We start from the raw sequence: 15,361 nt of genomic DNA, 5'->3' as shown, positions 1-15,361 counted from the left end.
AGGCATCCCCGAAGTGGCGGTGCCCGGGGCTAGAGGAGTGCTGACCCACCGGCTGCTGTCGCAACCAAGCCTCGCAGATGTGAGACCCGATTGCTCTCATTAGGGGCCGGGGGGTTGTGAGCAGCGGCATCCGTGTCGGTGGCTGATCTGGGGCTCGCGCCCTTGTGAACTGGGTGTTCTCAGGCATCCAGGAACAAGAGGCGCGAGCATGTCCAACTGTAGTTCACTGCTTCTCGGGTTGACCGATATCGACGTCGACCTCGTCGGCATCGGCGCCGACGGATCGCGCGACGTCCGGGTGTTGACGGCGCCGGCGTGGGTCGGTCGGTGCCCGCAATGTGCGGTCGTCTCGACCCGGTCCAAGGGGTGGGTGGTGACCCGCCCGAAGGATGTGAAGGTTGGCCCGGACTTCCCCAACCTGTTGTGGTGCAAGCAGAAGTGGTTGTGCCGCAATACCTCCTGCGTCCGTAAGCAGTTCACCGAGTCGGTCCCGCAGATCCCGCCGGGGGCACGGTTCACCGTCCGCGCGAAGGCGGAGATGGCCGCGGCCGTGTTGGACGGTTGGCGCTCGGTCGCCGAGGTGTCCGCCGCTTGGGGCACCACCTGGAACACCTGCCACCGGGCGGTGGTGGCGATGGCCGACCCGGTCCTGGCCACCGAGTTGCTGCCGGTCCGGGTGTTGGGCATCGATGAGACCAGACGGGGCAAGGCCAAGTGGGAGACCGACCCCGCCACCGGCATCCGGACGTGGGTGGACCGGTTCGACACCGGCCTGGTGGACATCAGCGGCGATCAGGGCCTGTTGGCGCAGGTCAACGGCCGCGACGTCGCCACCGTCGTCGACTGGCTCAACGCACAGAGCGCCGAGTTCCGCGCCGGGATCACGCACGTGGCGATCGACATGTCCGCCGGCTACGCCAAAGCGGTCCGCCGCGCGCTGCCGCACGCCCGGATCGTGGTGGATCATTTCCACGTCGTGAAGTTGGCGAACCAGATGATCGACGACGTCCGGCGGCGCACCACGCAAGCCCTGCGTGGTCGACGAGGACGGGCGTGCGACCCGGAGTGGACGAGCCGCCGGCGGCTGCTCCGCGGCGTTGAGCGCCTCACCGACGACCAGCAGCAGAAGATGTTTCTCAAGCTTGAAAGCTTCGACCCGGACGGGGATCTCGTCGCAGCGTGGATCACCAAGGAGCTGCTCCGGAAGGTGATGGCGTGCAAGTACCGCGGCGCACTGCGCTGGCAGATCGCCGCCGCCCTGGAGGAGTTCTACACGTTCGCCGCCGCCTGCAAGGTCCCGGAGATCCACACCCTGGCCACCACCGTCGACACCTGGCAGCAACCGATCATCGCCGCCATCGACACCGGCCTGTCCAATGCCCGCAGCGAAGGCTACAACCGGATCGTCAAGCACATCGGACGGATCGCATTCGGGTTCGCCCAACACCGACAACCAACGCCGCCGCATACGATGGGCCTGCACCCGCCGAACCCGGCCGGTGCGATCCAGGATTACAGCGCTACGCCCCTAATGAGAGCTATCAAGCCTGAACTCTGGAAGGCTTGATGACGACAGCAGCCGGTGGGTCAGCACTCCTTTAGCCCCGGGCACCGCCTCTTCGGGGATGCCTATTAGCAGACCGTGCGCCCACCGGTTGCCGGCGGCTGGAAACTGCTGATGAGATGTCGTGCCCGGGCGGTTGGACGTGAGCACTTGTTCATTAGGTCGCAGAAGCCTCCGCATGCTGCCCGCCCGTTCCACCAGGCCAGACACGGACAAGGGAAGAGCTGGGGCCAATGCTGTTGATGATCGGCGACGACTGGGCCGAGGACCACCACGACATCGAGATCGAGGACGACACCGGGCGGCGGCTCAGCCGCGCCAGACTGCCCGAGGGACTGGACGGAATCGCGAAGCTGCACGCGCTGGTCGCCGAGCATGCCCCCGCCGACTGGGTCGACCTCACCCCTGAGCAGACCGCCGACCGGGTCTTCGTCGGCATCGAAACCGACCGCGGCTCCTGGGTGGTCGCCCTACGAGCATCGGGCTACCACGTCTACGCGATCAACCCGATGTCCTCGGCCCGCTACCGCGACCGGTACTCCACCTCGGGGGCCAAAAGCGACGCCGGCGACGCCCACGTCCTAGCCGAGATCGTCCGGCTAGACCGAGCCCATCACCGCGAGATCGCCGGGGACACCAACCTGGCCGACGCGGTGAAGCTACTGGGCCGTGCTCATCAAAACTTGATCTGGGAACGTGTCCGGCACGTGCTGCGCCTCCGATCGGCACTACTTGACTTCTTTCCCGTTGCGGTGCAGGCATTTTCGGATTTAGCCGCCACGGACGCCCTCATCCTGCTCAGCCGCGCGCCGGACCCGGCCCGCTCCGCCCGGCTCACCCGCAGCCAGGTGGTGTCGGCGTTGGCCGCGGCGCGGCGGCACCACATCCAGGACAAAGCCGGACCACTGCTCACGCTGCTGCACACGCCGGGCCTTCGGCAACCCGCCGCCGTGGAGGCGGCCTACGCCGCGATCGTGCTCGGCCAGGTCAAGATCCTGACCGCTATCAACGAACAGATCACCGCGATGCAGTCGGTGATGGCAGAAAATTTTGACCGACACCCGGCCGCGCAGATCTACCGGAGCCAGCCGGGCCTGGGACCGGTCCTGGCCGCCCGCGTCCTGGGCGAATTCGGCGACGACCCGCAACGGTTCGCCAACTCCCGCGCCCGAAAAAACTACTCCGGACAGAGCCCGATCACGAGGGCATCGGGGAAAAAATCCGTCGTCCTAGCCCGGCACGCCACCAACCGCCGGCTCGGCGTCGCCCTGCACCTGCAGGCCTACGGCTCCCTCAACGGATCGCCCGGCACCCGCGCCTACTATGACGCCATCCGAGCCCGCGGAACCGGCCACCACGCAGCCCTCCGCCAAGTCGCCAACCGACTCGTCGGCATCCTGCACGGCTGCCTCGAGAGCGGAACCCTCTACGACGAAACCGTCGCCTGGAACTCCTCAGCCAGCGTCACGCAAACTGCAATGGCACCCGCCGCTTGACACCAATCGACATGGGATGTCTGCTAATTCTGAAGAGCCGCGTTGGGGGTGGATGCGACGGTGATCCGGGCGCATCACCACGCGGCAGGTGCCCGGCACGAACCGCCGAAGGACATCCCCGCCGCCGTCCTTGCCAGCGTCGTGTTGGAGGCTCCGATCAAGGCCCTCAAAGACACAGGGGGCACTATCGAACTACAAGAATTCTGCGGATCGGCCGCCGCCGGTCGTTGATCGGGAGGGTTTGGGGCGTAGCCGCGGCGGGGTGACGACGAAGATCCACATGGCGGCTGATTCGAAGTGTCGGCCGGTGGGGCGGGTCATCTCGGCTGGTCAGCGGCATGACGCGTTGGCGTTCACCGCGGTGCTGGCCGATATTCGGATCGTGCGCGGCCGTGATGGGCGGCCTAGGACCCGACCGGATCGGGTGTTGGCGGACAAGGCGTATTCCAGCGGCAGAATCCGTAAGTCGTTGCGGCGTAGGGGTATCAAGGCGACCATCCCGGAGCCGGTGAACCAGATCAACGGTCGCCTGTCCAAGGGTTCCCGTGGTGGTCGGCCACCCAAATTCGACAAGGAAATCTACAAGGACCGCAACACCGTGGAGCGGACGTTCAACCGGCTACGCGGCTACCGCGCGGTCGCCACCCGGTATGACAAACGGGAGTTCGTCTACCGAGGCACCGTCGACGTCGCCAGCATCGGAATCTGGCTCAGGCATCTAACGGAGAACGATCCACGGGACACGCCCTAGGCTCGCTGCGCCACTGGAAAGGAGTTCTATCGAATAGTGCGACGGCTGCGCAACAACTGAGGTAGTATTCGCTATTGTGATCGATTGCAACTCCCAATGAATATCTAAAATGACCGGCATCGCCGATATCTGTGTAGCCGTAGGGTTGCTGGAAGGGTCCGCCGATTTGAGAATCTGACTCGTAAAGAGTGCAGCTGCAGCGATAACCGCCACCGCCGTGAACGTAAGCACGAGTGATAGTCGCCGCCTTTGCGCCGACCGTTTGACTCTCATATGCGAGCCTCAGGAGCGGCGGTGCGGGTCGCCCTGCCGTTGGCCATTTCGATCAGCGTCACGTTGCTGACGTTACCCCGGGCAACCAGTTCCCACCGGTCAGGTACGGGGATGACGAAAGGAGCAGCAAGGGTAGATTTCGCCCACACCCTGTCACTACCTGACATAATGTTCATTATCGGCATCGCGTGGGAGCTTTCAGATCAGGGTCACGACCCAGATCTGATTTTGCGCGAACGCAGTCAAGGGCAGGTTCCGCAGGCCGGTGTCTTTCGCGTTGCGGATCCGGTCCTCGCAGCGGGCCCGGTGGCGGTGCCGCAACTCCAGGTCCGCGAGTTGCCCGCCGGTGGTGTTGGTGACAAACGCGGTCAGCCGGTTCCCGCCTGAGTCGGTGAACCGCAACTGCGCCCCGGGGTGCGGACGTTCGGCCCGCACGATCACCCGCATCCCTGCCGGCCACGTCGCCAGGTCCAACATCCCGGTCAGTTCGGTGACCCACGCCCCGTCGCGGACCTTCCCATCGCCGTCGTAGGCCGGTGTCCACCCTTGGTCGGGGATCAGGTTGATCTTGTCGACGATGTCCTGCGTCAGCCCGAACCCCACCGAATACGACAGGCTGCCACCAGGTCCGGCCGGTCACTGCCAGGTATACGGTGAGCACCGTGACCAGCGCGCCGGAGGTGGTGTGCAGGCCACGCCGAAAGGATTCCAGGAACACGACGACCAGTGCCAGCACCAGTAGGCCGATGTGGGTGCGTCCGTGCAACTTCCAGTACCTGGAGGCGTCTGCCTGGATCGTCACGGTCGCCTCGGTCGGTGCGCTGTGGACATCCCCGCCGGCATCGGATCTGATCGCATCCCGACCGTCCAGGTCTGCAGGTGCTGGGTGTGGCCCTGTGGGCTGTTCCACCGGCCGTGGCGGTTGATCTGGCTGCCCGGAAAGGTGTCCCATGACCAAGAGCATGCCATGAAGGTCAGTCGCCCTCGGCCTGGCCGCTATGCCAAGGCGGCTCCTGGACTTGTATGGCCTGTGTTCGGCTGCCCGTGAGCCAGCGGCCATCATTCTGAGGTCAGCCGAGGGTGAAGGACCACACTGGAGGACGGCCCGCAGACCTAAAACGCCTTCAGTCGACCAAGGCAAGTCTTGCCTCCACCTGCAGCGCATCCTTTTTCCTCATCGTGGCACCGCGAGCGGAACGTTGACCGGTGACGGGACGACACCACCGGCGGTCGTCACCGCAACGGGATCCTCTATAGTGCGGCTCGCTTGAAGTCGGTGTCGGGGTTGCTGGTCAGACTGCTCTAGCCGTTGCAAGATGTTGCACAGCGTTAGGTGGTAGAGTTAAAAAAGGAACTTCGTGGTCTCACCCTGCAATGTGAAGTGGTCTATCTCTAGTTGGAATGCGTCAACTTGGAACCAGGTATTCGGACCGTACCCAAATGTCTTACTGGACCACACGGGGCGACCACTAGGGGTGCGAACAACAAGATTCCCGTCGGACTGCATCACCAGAGATGAACCACGCACATGTGTGTTCGAAGACCACAAAACATAGCCGCTTTCCGCATAAACTAGATCGCCGTCGGACCACATGGTTAAACGATATGTATGACTCATATCGGGATACATATACTCTAGATATCGGCCTGGCGCGAGGGCCTGCCCCTGCCTTAGTATTACCCGGGACGACCCTGCAGCCCAACTCACCTTGCCTGTCGCAGAGCGCAGAACTAGGTTTCCGTCATCCTGCAGGTAGAGAACGCTACCTGCCCCGCTACCAGCGGTGTGGGAGTTCCAGAGGGCCTTACCCTTCAGGTTGTACAACACCAAATTTCCATCGGTCTGCAGCTTTAGGGAGGGATGGTCCTGCACCCCGGGAAAGCCGATTAACCAAGTTGGAGATGAGAAATACGCATCCGAAGGTACAGCTGCGTGCTGATTTATGCCGAAGCCTTCAATAGAGTCCTCAATTACTAGCTGAAATTCGCCGGACGGCGACTGCATGAAACTTCGCCCGCCTACCGCGGTCGAAAGGCTCTCACCAGACCTGAGCACGTTGAGTGGCTCAGCGGTGCCGGAGTGGGTCTGCGGGGAAGCCGCTTGTGCAACGCCGACACCTGCCGACGCGGTCACCGCCGCTAGGACGATGGCAGCCACAACTTTCGCAATTCTGAACACTTTTCCTCCCCTATCGAACTCTGATCTCTGATCATACAACTTAACAGAATTGTACCGTGTGCGCTAGAGCCGCTTAACCGGCTCTTCGAACTTGGTAGGGCTGGGGTGGCCTGACGGGCGGCGGCGCGTCGGCGGGGTTGAGGGCTGGTAGTCCTTGCAAACTGGTTGTTCTCACGCATCCAGACCGAAGGACCACCAGCCATGGATCAGGGTAGTTCACTGCTGTTAGGAATCGAAGGATTGCAGGTCATCGACGTCCGGTTGGACGCGGACGGCCGGCGGGTCGCCCAGTGTGTGACGGACCCGGAATTGGCGGGGTGGTGCCCGCAGTGCGGTGAGCAGTCCAGCTCGCCGAAAGGCTGGGTCACGACGCGGCCGAGGGACGTGACGATCGGACCGGATGTCCCGATCCTGTTGTGGCGCAAACAGAAGTGGCACTGCAAAGTCGTCTGGTGTGAACGGAAGTCGTTCACCGAATCGCTGCCGGGCATCCCCGCCCGGTCCCGGTTGACGACCCGGCTGCGGCAACGGGCCGCCGAGGCGATCGGCGAACACACCCGGTCGGTGTCCGACGTCGCCGGCGAGTACGGCATGACCTGGCCGATCGCGCACCGCGCGTTCGTCGCGTACGCCGAGCTGATGATCCCCGTTGCCGGGCCACCGCCGGCCGTGACAGTGCTGGGCATCGACGAGACCCGCCGCGGCAAGGGCCGCTACGAGATCGCGACCGACACCGGGGTGAAGGTATGGATCGACCGGTTCGACACCGGGCTGGTCGACATCAGCGGCCCTGGTGGGCTGTTCGCGCAGGTCAACGGCCGCAGCTCCAAGACGGTCATCGAATGGATCGAGGCTCAGACCGATGCGTGGCGGGCCGGCATCACGCACGTCGCGATCGACACCTCGGCGACCTACGCCAAGGTCGTCCGGGAAGCGCTGCCCCACGCGATCGTCATCCTGGACCGCTTCCACCTGGTCGCCTTGGCCAACCGGGCCGTCACCGACTACCGGCGGGAACTGGCCTGGACCAACCGCGGCCGCCGGGGCCGCAAGATCGACCCCGAGTGGGCGCGGGCGCAACTCCTCTGCTGCGCGCCGGCGAGACGCTGACCGCCGCGGAACGGGTCAAGATGTTCCAGGCAATGAAGGCCGCCGACCCCACCGGCGGGTTGCACAACTGTTGGCGAGCAAAGGAACTGCTCCGTCACCTGCTGAAGCTGGCCGGCACCGAACCAGACTGGGCGCTGGTCTGGCAGCGACTCACCGACTTCCAGATGTTCTGCGCCGACCACATCGACATCGGCGCAGATCCGCCGCCTCGCGCAGACCGTCGACGACTGGCGATCCTCCATCATCGAAGGGATCTTCACCGGCATCAGCAACGGCCGGTCCGAAGGCTACAACCGGATCGTCAAGCACATCGGCCGCATCGCGTTCGGGTTCCGTAACCCCACCAACCAGAAACGCCGGATACGATTCGCCTGCACCCGCGCATCACGCCGGGCGGCAACCACGCTCAAGCCCTAATGAGAGCTATCAAGCCTGAACTCTGGAAGGCTTGATGACGACAGCAGCCGGTGGGTCAGCACTCCTTTAGCCCCGGGCACCGCCTCTTCGGGGATGCCTATTAGCAGACCGTGCGCCCACCGGTTGCCGGCGGCTGGAAACTGCTGATGAGATGTCGTGCCCGGGCGGTTGGACGTGAGCACTTGTTCATTAGGTCGCAGAAGCCTCCGCATGCTGCCCGCCCGTTCCACCAGGCCAGACACGGACAAGGGAAGAGCTGGGGCCAATGCTGTTGATGATCGGCGACGACTGGGCCGAGGACCACCACGACATCGAGATCGAGGACGACACCGGGCGGCGGCTCAGCCGCGCCAGACTGCCCGAGGGACTGGACGGAATCGCGAAGCTGCACGCGCTGGTCGCCGAGCATGCCCCCGCCGACTGGGTCGACCTCACCCCTGAGCAGACCGCCGACCGGGTCTTCGTCGGCATCGAAACCGACCGCGGCTCCTGGGTGGTCGCCCTACGAGCATCGGGCTACCACGTCTACGCGATCAACCCGATGTCCTCGGCCCGCTACCGCGACCGGTACTCCACCTCGGGGGCCAAAAGCGACGCCGGCGACGCCCACGTCCTAGCCGAGATCGTCCGGCTAGACCGAGCCCATCACCGCGAGATCGCCGGGGACACCAACCTGGCCGACGCGGTGAAGCTACTGGGCCGTGCTCATCAAAACTTGATCTGGGAACGTGTCCGGCACGTGCTGCGCCTCCGATCGGCACTACTTGACTTCTTTCCCGTTGCGGTGCAGGCATTTTCGGATTTAGCCGCCACGGACGCCCTCATCCTGCTCAGCCGCGCGCCGGACCCGGCCCGCTCCGCCCGGCTCACCCGCAGCCAGGTGGTGTCGGCGTTGGCCGCGGCGCGGCGGCACCACATCCAGGACAAAGCCGGACCACTGCTCACGCTGCTGCACACGCCGGGCCTTCGGCAACCCGCCGCCGTGGAGGCGGCCTACGCCGCGATCGTGCTCGGCCAGGTCAAGATCCTGACCGCTATCAACGAACAGATCACCGCGATGCAGTCGGTGATGGCAGAAAATTTTGACCGACACCCGGCCGCGCAGATCTACCGGAGCCAGCCGGGCCTGGGACCGGTCCTGGCCGCCCGCGTCCTGGGCGAATTCGGCGACGACCCGCAACGGTTCGCCAACTCCCGCGCCCGAAAAAACTACTCCGGACAGAGCCCGATCACGAGGGCATCGGGGAAAAAATCCGTCGTCCTAGCCCGGCACGCCACCAACCGCCGGCTCGGCGTCGCCCTGCACCTGCAGGCCTACGGCTCCCTCAACGGATCGCCCGGCACCCGCGCCTACTATGACGCCATCCGAGCCCGCGGAACCGGCCACCACGCAGCCCTCCGCCAAGTCGCCAACCGACTCGTCGGCATCCTGCACGGCTGCCTCGAGAGCGGAACCCTCTACGACGAAACCGTCGCCTGGAACTCCTCAGCCAGCGTCACGCAAACTGCAATGGCACCCGCCGCTTGACACCAATCGACATGGGATGTCTGCTAAATATGAAGACCCGCTGTAACTGGTCAGGTCTCACCGCGGTGAAATAGACTGTCATTCATTGGGCGAATAGACCGGAGAATGTCGATCTATGTGGGGTGAGCCGTGTCGGCGTGTCGCCGAACAATGGTGTTGTCTGATGCGATAATAATGGAATGACGCAGCCGACGTACGCCGAACTGGTGGAACTGATCGTCGAAATGCGCACCGAACTGAACATCCTCCGCGCCGAGAATGCGGCATTAAAGGTGCGGGTCGCGGACCTGGAAGCACGGTTGCGGACCAACTCGCAGAACTCCTCGAAGCCACCATCGGCGGACGGACCCGGCAAGGCGAAGACCAGGTCGCTGCGCACGCCGTCCACACGCAAGCCCGGCGGACAGGACGGGCACCGCGGGCAGACTTCAGCCCAGGTCGCCGACCCGGATGTGGTGATCCGCCACGAACCGAGCTGCTGCACTGGCTGCGGATCGGATCTGGCCGATGCGACCGAGGTTGGCTGCTCACGTCGGCAGGTCTTCGACATCCCGCCGATCAAAGTGCACGTCACCGAACATCAGATCATCAGCCGCCGCTGCCACTGCGGGAAGACCTCGACCGGCGACACACCCGCCCAGGCGGGCGGACCCGTGCAGTACGGGCCGGTGATGTGCGCGGTCGTCATCTATCTGTTCATGGGGCAGTTCCTGTCCAAGAAGCGGACCGCCCAGGCCATCAGCGAACTGTTCGGCATTCCTGTCTCTGATGGCACCGTCGCCGCGGTGACCAGTCGCGCCGCCGGTGACCTGGGCGAATTTTTGGCCCAGGTCACCGCCCGCTTGAAATCCTCTCCGGTGGTGCACTTTGATGAGACCGGGCTGCGCTGCGAAGGTCGCAACCACTGGCTGCACTCCGCGTCCACCCCGGCCTTCACCAGACTGTTCTTCCACCGCAGACGCGGTACCGAAGCGATGGCCAAGATGAACATCCTGCCCGGCTTCACCGGCACCGCCGTCCACGACGCGTGGGCACCGTATGACACCTACACCGCCGCGCGGCATGCGCTGTGCAATGCGCATCTGCTCCGCGAGCTACAGGCCGTCACCGACCACCACCACGCCAGCAACACAGACCTGCCCGGCGCCTGGTGCTGGGCGCAGCAAGTCCGCGACGCGCTGCTCACCCTGCACAAAGCGGCCGCCGCCCACCCCGACACCCCCGTCGACCAGGCGGTCATCGCCGCCGAAACCGTCAAGATCCGGCACGCCCTCCTCGCCGCCACCCACCCCGACGGCGCCATCGGCCGCAAACACCGAGCACTGGCCCGCCGCATCCACCGCAGAGAAGTCGACTACCTCAAATTCGCCTCCGACCCGGCGATCCCGTTCACCAACAACCCCGCCGAACAAGAGATCCGCATGACCAAGATCCGACAGAAAATATCGGGCACCATGCGCACCGAAAAAGGAGCCGGACACTTCGCGGACCTCCGCTCCTACCTACAAACGACCGCAAAACACGGCGTACCAGCCCTGGCCGCCCTCACCCAGCTGACCAGCAGGAACCCCTGGCTACCCGCCCACACCTGACCAGTTACCCGACCACCTGCATTCCGGCTCCTGAAAGCAACCGTCGATGTCGCCCTCAACATCGAAGACAGTCGGGGCCGCTCCGACCGTCATAAGCGTGCCGTTGTCCCGCGAACAATGTCACCGAGGAGCACCTGGCGCCATAGAGCGGGCTGGTCGTGGCTCCCTCCATTGACACAAATCCAGAGCACGCACAGGTGTATGCCGGGTTGGTAGTCGTTGGGGTCGCCTTGGGCGGTGATGTACTCGCCCATGTACAGGGCACCGGCCTGCCCGAACCTGGGCAGCCCCCCGGGCTGAACGAACTCTTGAGGTGTGGCGTCGATGAGGCGGCTGGGAGCTTCCACGGATTGTGGTTGCAAAACGATTTGCGGCGATAGATCCTCGGCGGCGAAGCTTCCGCCGGTTGCTGAACCCACTCCCTTAACGCCGACCGCACCTTCGCCGTGTACGCCGACGACGTCACCTTCACCGTGTACGGCGGTGGGCCCGGTGGCGTGCACCCCGACCTTGTTTCCGCCGGCGTCGACGCCAATGTCGATTTCGGTCCCGAAGGTTTGGAACCCGATGACGGCCGGGCCGAGCGCTGTGTACTGATTGTCTGAAGACATGACATATCCAATCTGGTGTCGACCACACTCGGATATCGAACGTTTGGCCAAAGGTAGTACCGCCAAGGTGTCGCCGCACATGAGACACACGAGCTCGCCGTTGCCGACGACCAAAACCTTCGACTTTCGACCCCGGCGAAGCTGTGCCCCGCGCTCAGAGGTTGCCTGGACCTATCGGCGGACAACCGTGTCACCCACCAGCACCAGCGTGTTCGCCTTGGTGTTGGGTGAGACCTTGCTCGGCCGCGAAGGTGGTGACGGCCGGGAGTTGGTGCGTCGTTGACGGCTGGTAGGTGGTCGTCTTGACCGGCAGTTCGAGTTGTATCTCGGTGACCTGAGAGCTGACCACGCACGGACTTCAGATTCGGCCGGCAACGAGCTTGGCCAGGTCGCGTACTTGATCAGTCGGGGGCGAGGCCGCAAGGTAGAACACGACTGACACCACGACCAGGGCGTCACCCTTCCGGAAGAAGATGCCAGCGGAACCGTGCGAGTCGACTTCGAACGCCTTGTCGCCCACTCCGGCGACGTCGACGACGGATCCTGTCTTGGCGGTGCCCGCGTTGTTGCGCATGTTGTCGTAGGTCAACTTGCCTTGGGTTGGCGTGATGTTCACCAGGACCAACTTGCTCTGGTAGGGGCCGTAGTGGCACTGACTCGAGTCGTGGGCACCGGTGTCACCGGTACCGGGGCCGGGATCCGCGCCCAACGCGGTGGTGGCATCCGCCTCGGTGACCAGCGAGCAGGCGTTCCCGCCAGCGGCAGAGGCCGCAGGCGCGCTCGCTTCGTCGCTCGCTGCGTTCGTGGCCGCGCCGCTGGTGGCGTCAGTCGCGGCCGCCGTGGTCTGTGCGGCGGATGTGGTGTGCGCTGCGGGCGTGCTCTTGCTGCATGCAATGAGCAGCAAGCCGGCGGCTAAGCACGCAGCTAGTGCCGCGACGGTGTGTCGGTGCGGATCTGTCATGGCGAGCTCTCTGGTTGGTGATTGGTTCGATGAGCAGGGGTGACTCAGTTCAGAGCTGGCGGGCCGCGGTGGTAGCCAGTGCGATGGCCCGGTCCTTCGACGATCCCATCGACGCGGGGATTTCGATGGTGATCGAGACGCAGGTATGAGGTTCCCCCGGCACAGCGGACAGTTGGTCCCGCTTACCTCGGTTGAGGACGGGGTGGAGCTGTCAGGCCACCAGGACTGCCAGCGACTTGGCGTTCTCGTAGCTGATCGGGCTGCGTTGCCCGTTGCTGGAGTGCCTACGCCAGGTGTTGTAGTACACCATCCAACGGTCAATCGCCGCATACAACTCCGCCATCGTAACAAAGGTCCGGCGGTAATAGAATTCATGCTTGAATGTCGACCAGAACGACTCTGAGCACGCATTGTCCCAACACACCCCAGTTCGACCCACCGATTGCCGCAATCCAACCTCGACACATTTGTCTGCAACATCGCCGCTGGTGAATTGCGACCCCCGGTCAGCATGAAAAACGGGTCTCCTGACGTTTTCGTGGGTGGTTTAGCGTCCGGGAAGCGGCGGGCATAACCCGCCGCGGGTGAGCATTGCCATGGCTATCAACGCTTCTGGGCTGTGAAAGCCGTACGACCTGCGGGTCAAGGCCCGTAGGTGGGTGTTGGTGGCCTCGGATTGGGCGTTGCTCATGTGGTGGATCAGGGTGTTCCAAATCAGCTGCTGGAACCGCTTCAACGTTGCGGCCAGGGCGATGAACCCGGGCAGTTGGGAGCGGCGGGCCCAGGCGATCCAGCCGGCCAACAGTTCACGGCCGGCCTGGCCCTTGACCTGGAACACCGCGCGCAGTTGCTCCTTCAGCAGATACGCCCGATACAGATGCCGGTTGGTCTGGGCGATCGAGGCGACCGACCCGCGTTGCTCCGGGGACAGGTCCGCCGGGTTTTTCAGCAATGCCCAGCGGCTGCCCTTCACCGACGACGCCTGCGCAGAGCTACTCCTACCCCGCAGCGTGTTCCACGTCTGACGACGGACCTTGTCCAACTCCCGGGTGGCCCACCCCACGATATGAAACGGATCCAATCCCAGCACCGCCTGCGGCGCGCGGGCCGTCACGGTGTCGTGGATCCACTGCGCCCCGTCGGCCGAGACGTGCGTCAACGCCGCCGCCCGTTCTGGGCCGAGCTCGTCGAAGAACCGACCCAGGGTGTCGCTGTTGCGGCCCGGTGCGGCCCACACCAATCTGCCGGAGTCTTGATCGACCACGCACGTCAGATACCGCTGGCCTTTGCGGTGGGAGATTTCATCGATGCCGATCCGCTGCAGCCCCGCGAGCACGTCCCGGCCGGCCAAACCGTCGGCGACGACGTGCTCGATGATTGCGCTCACGTGCCGCCACGACGTCCGCATCAACTGCGCCACCACCGACGAAGCGGTGTGCGCCGCCAACCACGCGCACTGGTCCTCAAACGCTCGGGTTGCCCGCGCGCCGGGTCGGGCCCACGGCACCGCCGCGACGACCACCCCGTGCGTCCGGCAGTTCACCCGCGGAGCCGCAGCCTGCAGGAATACCATCGTCGACCCCCAGTCCAGCGACCGCCACCGCCGGGTTCCGCCGCCCTGGTCATAGCCCGGCCGTCTACGCCGGCATCGACTGCACCTACTCCGGGCGCCCTTCGTCGCACGCACCGAAACGACCAGCACCTGCCGGTCGTCGGCCTCCTCCCACGCCACATCGCACACCTGCAGTTGCTCGACACCGAGCAGCTTTCGCCATATCGTTACACCGCGCACACCGTGCTCCTGGATAGTGACTGACCCTAGATAAGCCAGAACCTATACGCAGCCCGGTGTGTCGCCCACAACCAGGGGTCAAACCACCCACGAGAACGTCACAAGAGCCTGAAAAACGGTGCCCTTCGTCTTCACCAATTCCTTGCCGCCGCGAGTGGCAACAGCCATCTGCAAACAGTCCACCACCAACTCGGCGCGCATGTGATCGGCCGCCGACCAACCCAACACCCGCTTGGAATGTTCGTCGCGGATCGCGCACAAGAACACGTCCCCCTCACCGCAGGTCAGATACGTGATGTCCGAAGCCCAGACCACATCGACTCGTCCCTGATCGAAGTGCCGGTTCACCAGATCCGGCGGCATGAACGCCGACCGGTCCACGACCGTCGTGGGCACCTTGAACGTCCGCGGACTGATCCCGGCGATGCCGTGAGCAGCCATGATCGCCGCGACCGTCTTCTCCGTCACCAAGGTACCGGCCTCCCGCAGCTCCGCGGTGATCCGCGGCGCACCGTAGGTCCGGTCCGAGTCCCGGTGGATCGCCATGATCTTCACCAACAGATCGGCCCGCCGCACGGTGGCCGCGGACGGGCCCTGACCGGTCGCCCGCCGGCACCAGGCATAAAACCCCGACGGTGACACCGATAAATTCCGGAACATCACCGACTTGTTGGAACCAACACCGGAATCGATGCTCGCGCACTCCGCTGCGATGAACTCGAAGTAGGTCACTTCGGTTGCATCGCGGCAAAGTACGCCGAGGCTTTTTTTAAGAATGCAACATCCTCCGCCTGGTCCTGCAGTTTTCTGTCCTGTTCGGCGATGCGCCGACGCAACCGAGCTAATTCGGCCCGTTCCGTTTCGGTCAACTCTTCCTCGACCGGGGCCGCCTCCGCGGCACCCTGCCGAATCCGTTCATCACGAACCCACCGCCCCAACAACTGCTCACCGACCCCCAAATCTCGGGCCACCTCAGCAACCGTCCGACCGGTATCGATCACCCGGTGCGCTGCCTCCACCCGGTACTCCGCAGTGAACGACCTCCGTGTCCTTGCCATGAAACACATCCTCCCAGCCGGCCCACCAG

General features: G+C 64.5%; 11 protein-coding genes and 3 pseudogenes. 7 read left to right on the top strand and 7 right to left on the bottom strand.

All coding sequences use genetic code 11. The features are described from left to right. Positions 1 to 164 precede the first annotated feature (164 nt). The 4 genes and pseudogenes from H7F38_RS16515 (at position 165) to H7F38_RS16500 (ending at position 3,811) form a co-directional block, all read left to right on the top strand. Positions 165 to 1,532 (top strand): annotated as a pseudogene (locus H7F38_RS16515) (ISL3 family transposase). A 268-nt stretch (positions 1,533 to 1,800) separates the two neighbouring features. Further along, positions 1,801 to 3,060: an IS110 family transposase gene (locus H7F38_RS16510; protein ID WP_187094663.1), complete on the top strand. Its 1,260-nt coding sequence runs from the start codon at positions 1,801 to 1,803 to the stop codon at positions 3,058 to 3,060. A 48-nt stretch (positions 3,061 to 3,108) separates the two neighbouring features. Next, on the top strand, positions 3,109 to 3,291 hold the full coding sequence (locus H7F38_RS16505; protein ID WP_187090856.1) for a hypothetical protein: 183 nt from the start codon (positions 3,109 to 3,111) through the stop codon (positions 3,289 to 3,291). Between the two features lie 31 nt (positions 3,292 to 3,322). Then, positions 3,323 to 3,811, top strand: coding sequence for an IS5 family transposase (locus H7F38_RS16500; protein WP_370531259.1), 489 nt, complete (start codon positions 3,323 to 3,325; stop codon positions 3,809 to 3,811). A gap of 486 nt (positions 3,812 to 4,297) precedes the next feature. Here H7F38_RS16500 and H7F38_RS16495 read toward each other — a convergent pair. Further along, positions 4,298 to 4,699, bottom strand: a pseudogene (locus tag H7F38_RS16495) (transposase); the annotation flags it as partial. Between the two features lie 1,765 nt (positions 4,700 to 6,464). Here H7F38_RS16495 and H7F38_RS16490 point away from each other — a divergent pair. The 3 genes and pseudogenes from H7F38_RS16490 to H7F38_RS16480 all read left to right on the top strand — a co-directional run bounded on the left by H7F38_RS16490 (position 6,465) and on the right by H7F38_RS16480 (position 10,910). After that, positions 6,465 to 7,790 (top strand): annotated as a pseudogene (locus tag H7F38_RS16490) (ISL3 family transposase). A 268-nt stretch (positions 7,791 to 8,058) separates the two neighbouring features. Continuing rightward, the gene (locus tag H7F38_RS16485; RefSeq protein ID WP_187094663.1) at positions 8,059 to 9,318 is read left to right on the top strand and encodes an IS110 family transposase; all 1,260 of its coding nucleotides are present in this window, start codon (positions 8,059 to 8,061) and stop codon (positions 9,316 to 9,318) included. Between the two features lie 179 nt (positions 9,319 to 9,497). After that, a complete protein-coding gene (locus H7F38_RS16480) occupies positions 9,498 to 10,910 on the top strand; it encodes an IS66 family transposase (protein ID WP_187090855.1) in 1,413 nt (470 codons plus the stop codon). An 89-nt stretch (positions 10,911 to 10,999) separates the two neighbouring features. On the opposite strand, the gene H7F38_RS16475 is transcribed toward H7F38_RS16480, so the two are convergent. The 6 genes from H7F38_RS16475 to H7F38_RS16450 all read right to left on the bottom strand — a co-directional run bounded on the left by H7F38_RS16475 (position 11,000) and on the right by H7F38_RS16450 (position 15,293). Then, on the bottom strand, positions 11,000 to 11,521 hold the full coding sequence (locus tag H7F38_RS16475) for a hypothetical protein (RefSeq protein WP_187090854.1): 522 nt from the start codon (positions 11,519 to 11,521) through the stop codon (positions 11,000 to 11,002). Positions 11,522 to 11,879: 358 nt separating this feature from the next. Beyond that, positions 11,880 to 12,425 (bottom strand): hypothetical protein, encoded by a 546-nt coding sequence (locus tag H7F38_RS16470; protein WP_187090853.1) that lies wholly within the window; start codon positions 12,423 to 12,425, stop codon positions 11,880 to 11,882. 268 nt (positions 12,426 to 12,693) lie between these two features. Beyond that, positions 12,694 to 12,906, bottom strand: coding sequence for an integrase core domain-containing protein (locus tag H7F38_RS16465; protein ID WP_222618127.1), 213 nt, complete (start codon positions 12,904 to 12,906; stop codon positions 12,694 to 12,696). A gap of 123 nt (positions 12,907 to 13,029) precedes the next feature. Then, positions 13,030 to 14,274 carry an ISL3 family transposase gene (locus H7F38_RS16460; RefSeq protein ID WP_187090852.1) on the bottom strand — a complete coding sequence of 415 codons (1,245 nt, stop codon included), beginning with the start codon at positions 14,272 to 14,274 and terminating at the stop codon, positions 13,030 to 13,032. A gap of 78 nt (positions 14,275 to 14,352) precedes the next feature. Next, complete coding sequence (locus H7F38_RS16455) at positions 14,353 to 15,006, bottom strand: IS3 family transposase (protein ID WP_187090851.1); 654 nt, start codon at positions 15,004 to 15,006, stop codon at positions 14,353 to 14,355. After that, positions 15,003 to 15,293 carry a transposase gene (locus H7F38_RS16450; RefSeq protein ID WP_187090850.1) on the bottom strand — a complete coding sequence of 97 codons (291 nt, stop codon included), beginning with the start codon at positions 15,291 to 15,293 and terminating at the stop codon, positions 15,003 to 15,005. The genes H7F38_RS16455 and H7F38_RS16450 overlap by 4 nt, the downstream gene beginning before the upstream one ends. Between the last annotated feature and the right edge of the window lie 68 nt (positions 15,294 to 15,361).

Source organism: Nakamurella sp. PAMC28650, from assembly GCF_014303395.1.
In the GTDB taxonomy this organism is placed as follows: domain Bacteria; phylum Actinomycetota; class Actinomycetes; order Mycobacteriales; family Nakamurellaceae; genus Nakamurella.
The sequence above is the reverse complement of the archived record's forward strand: the minus strand, read 5'-3'. Positions and strand labels throughout refer to the sequence as shown.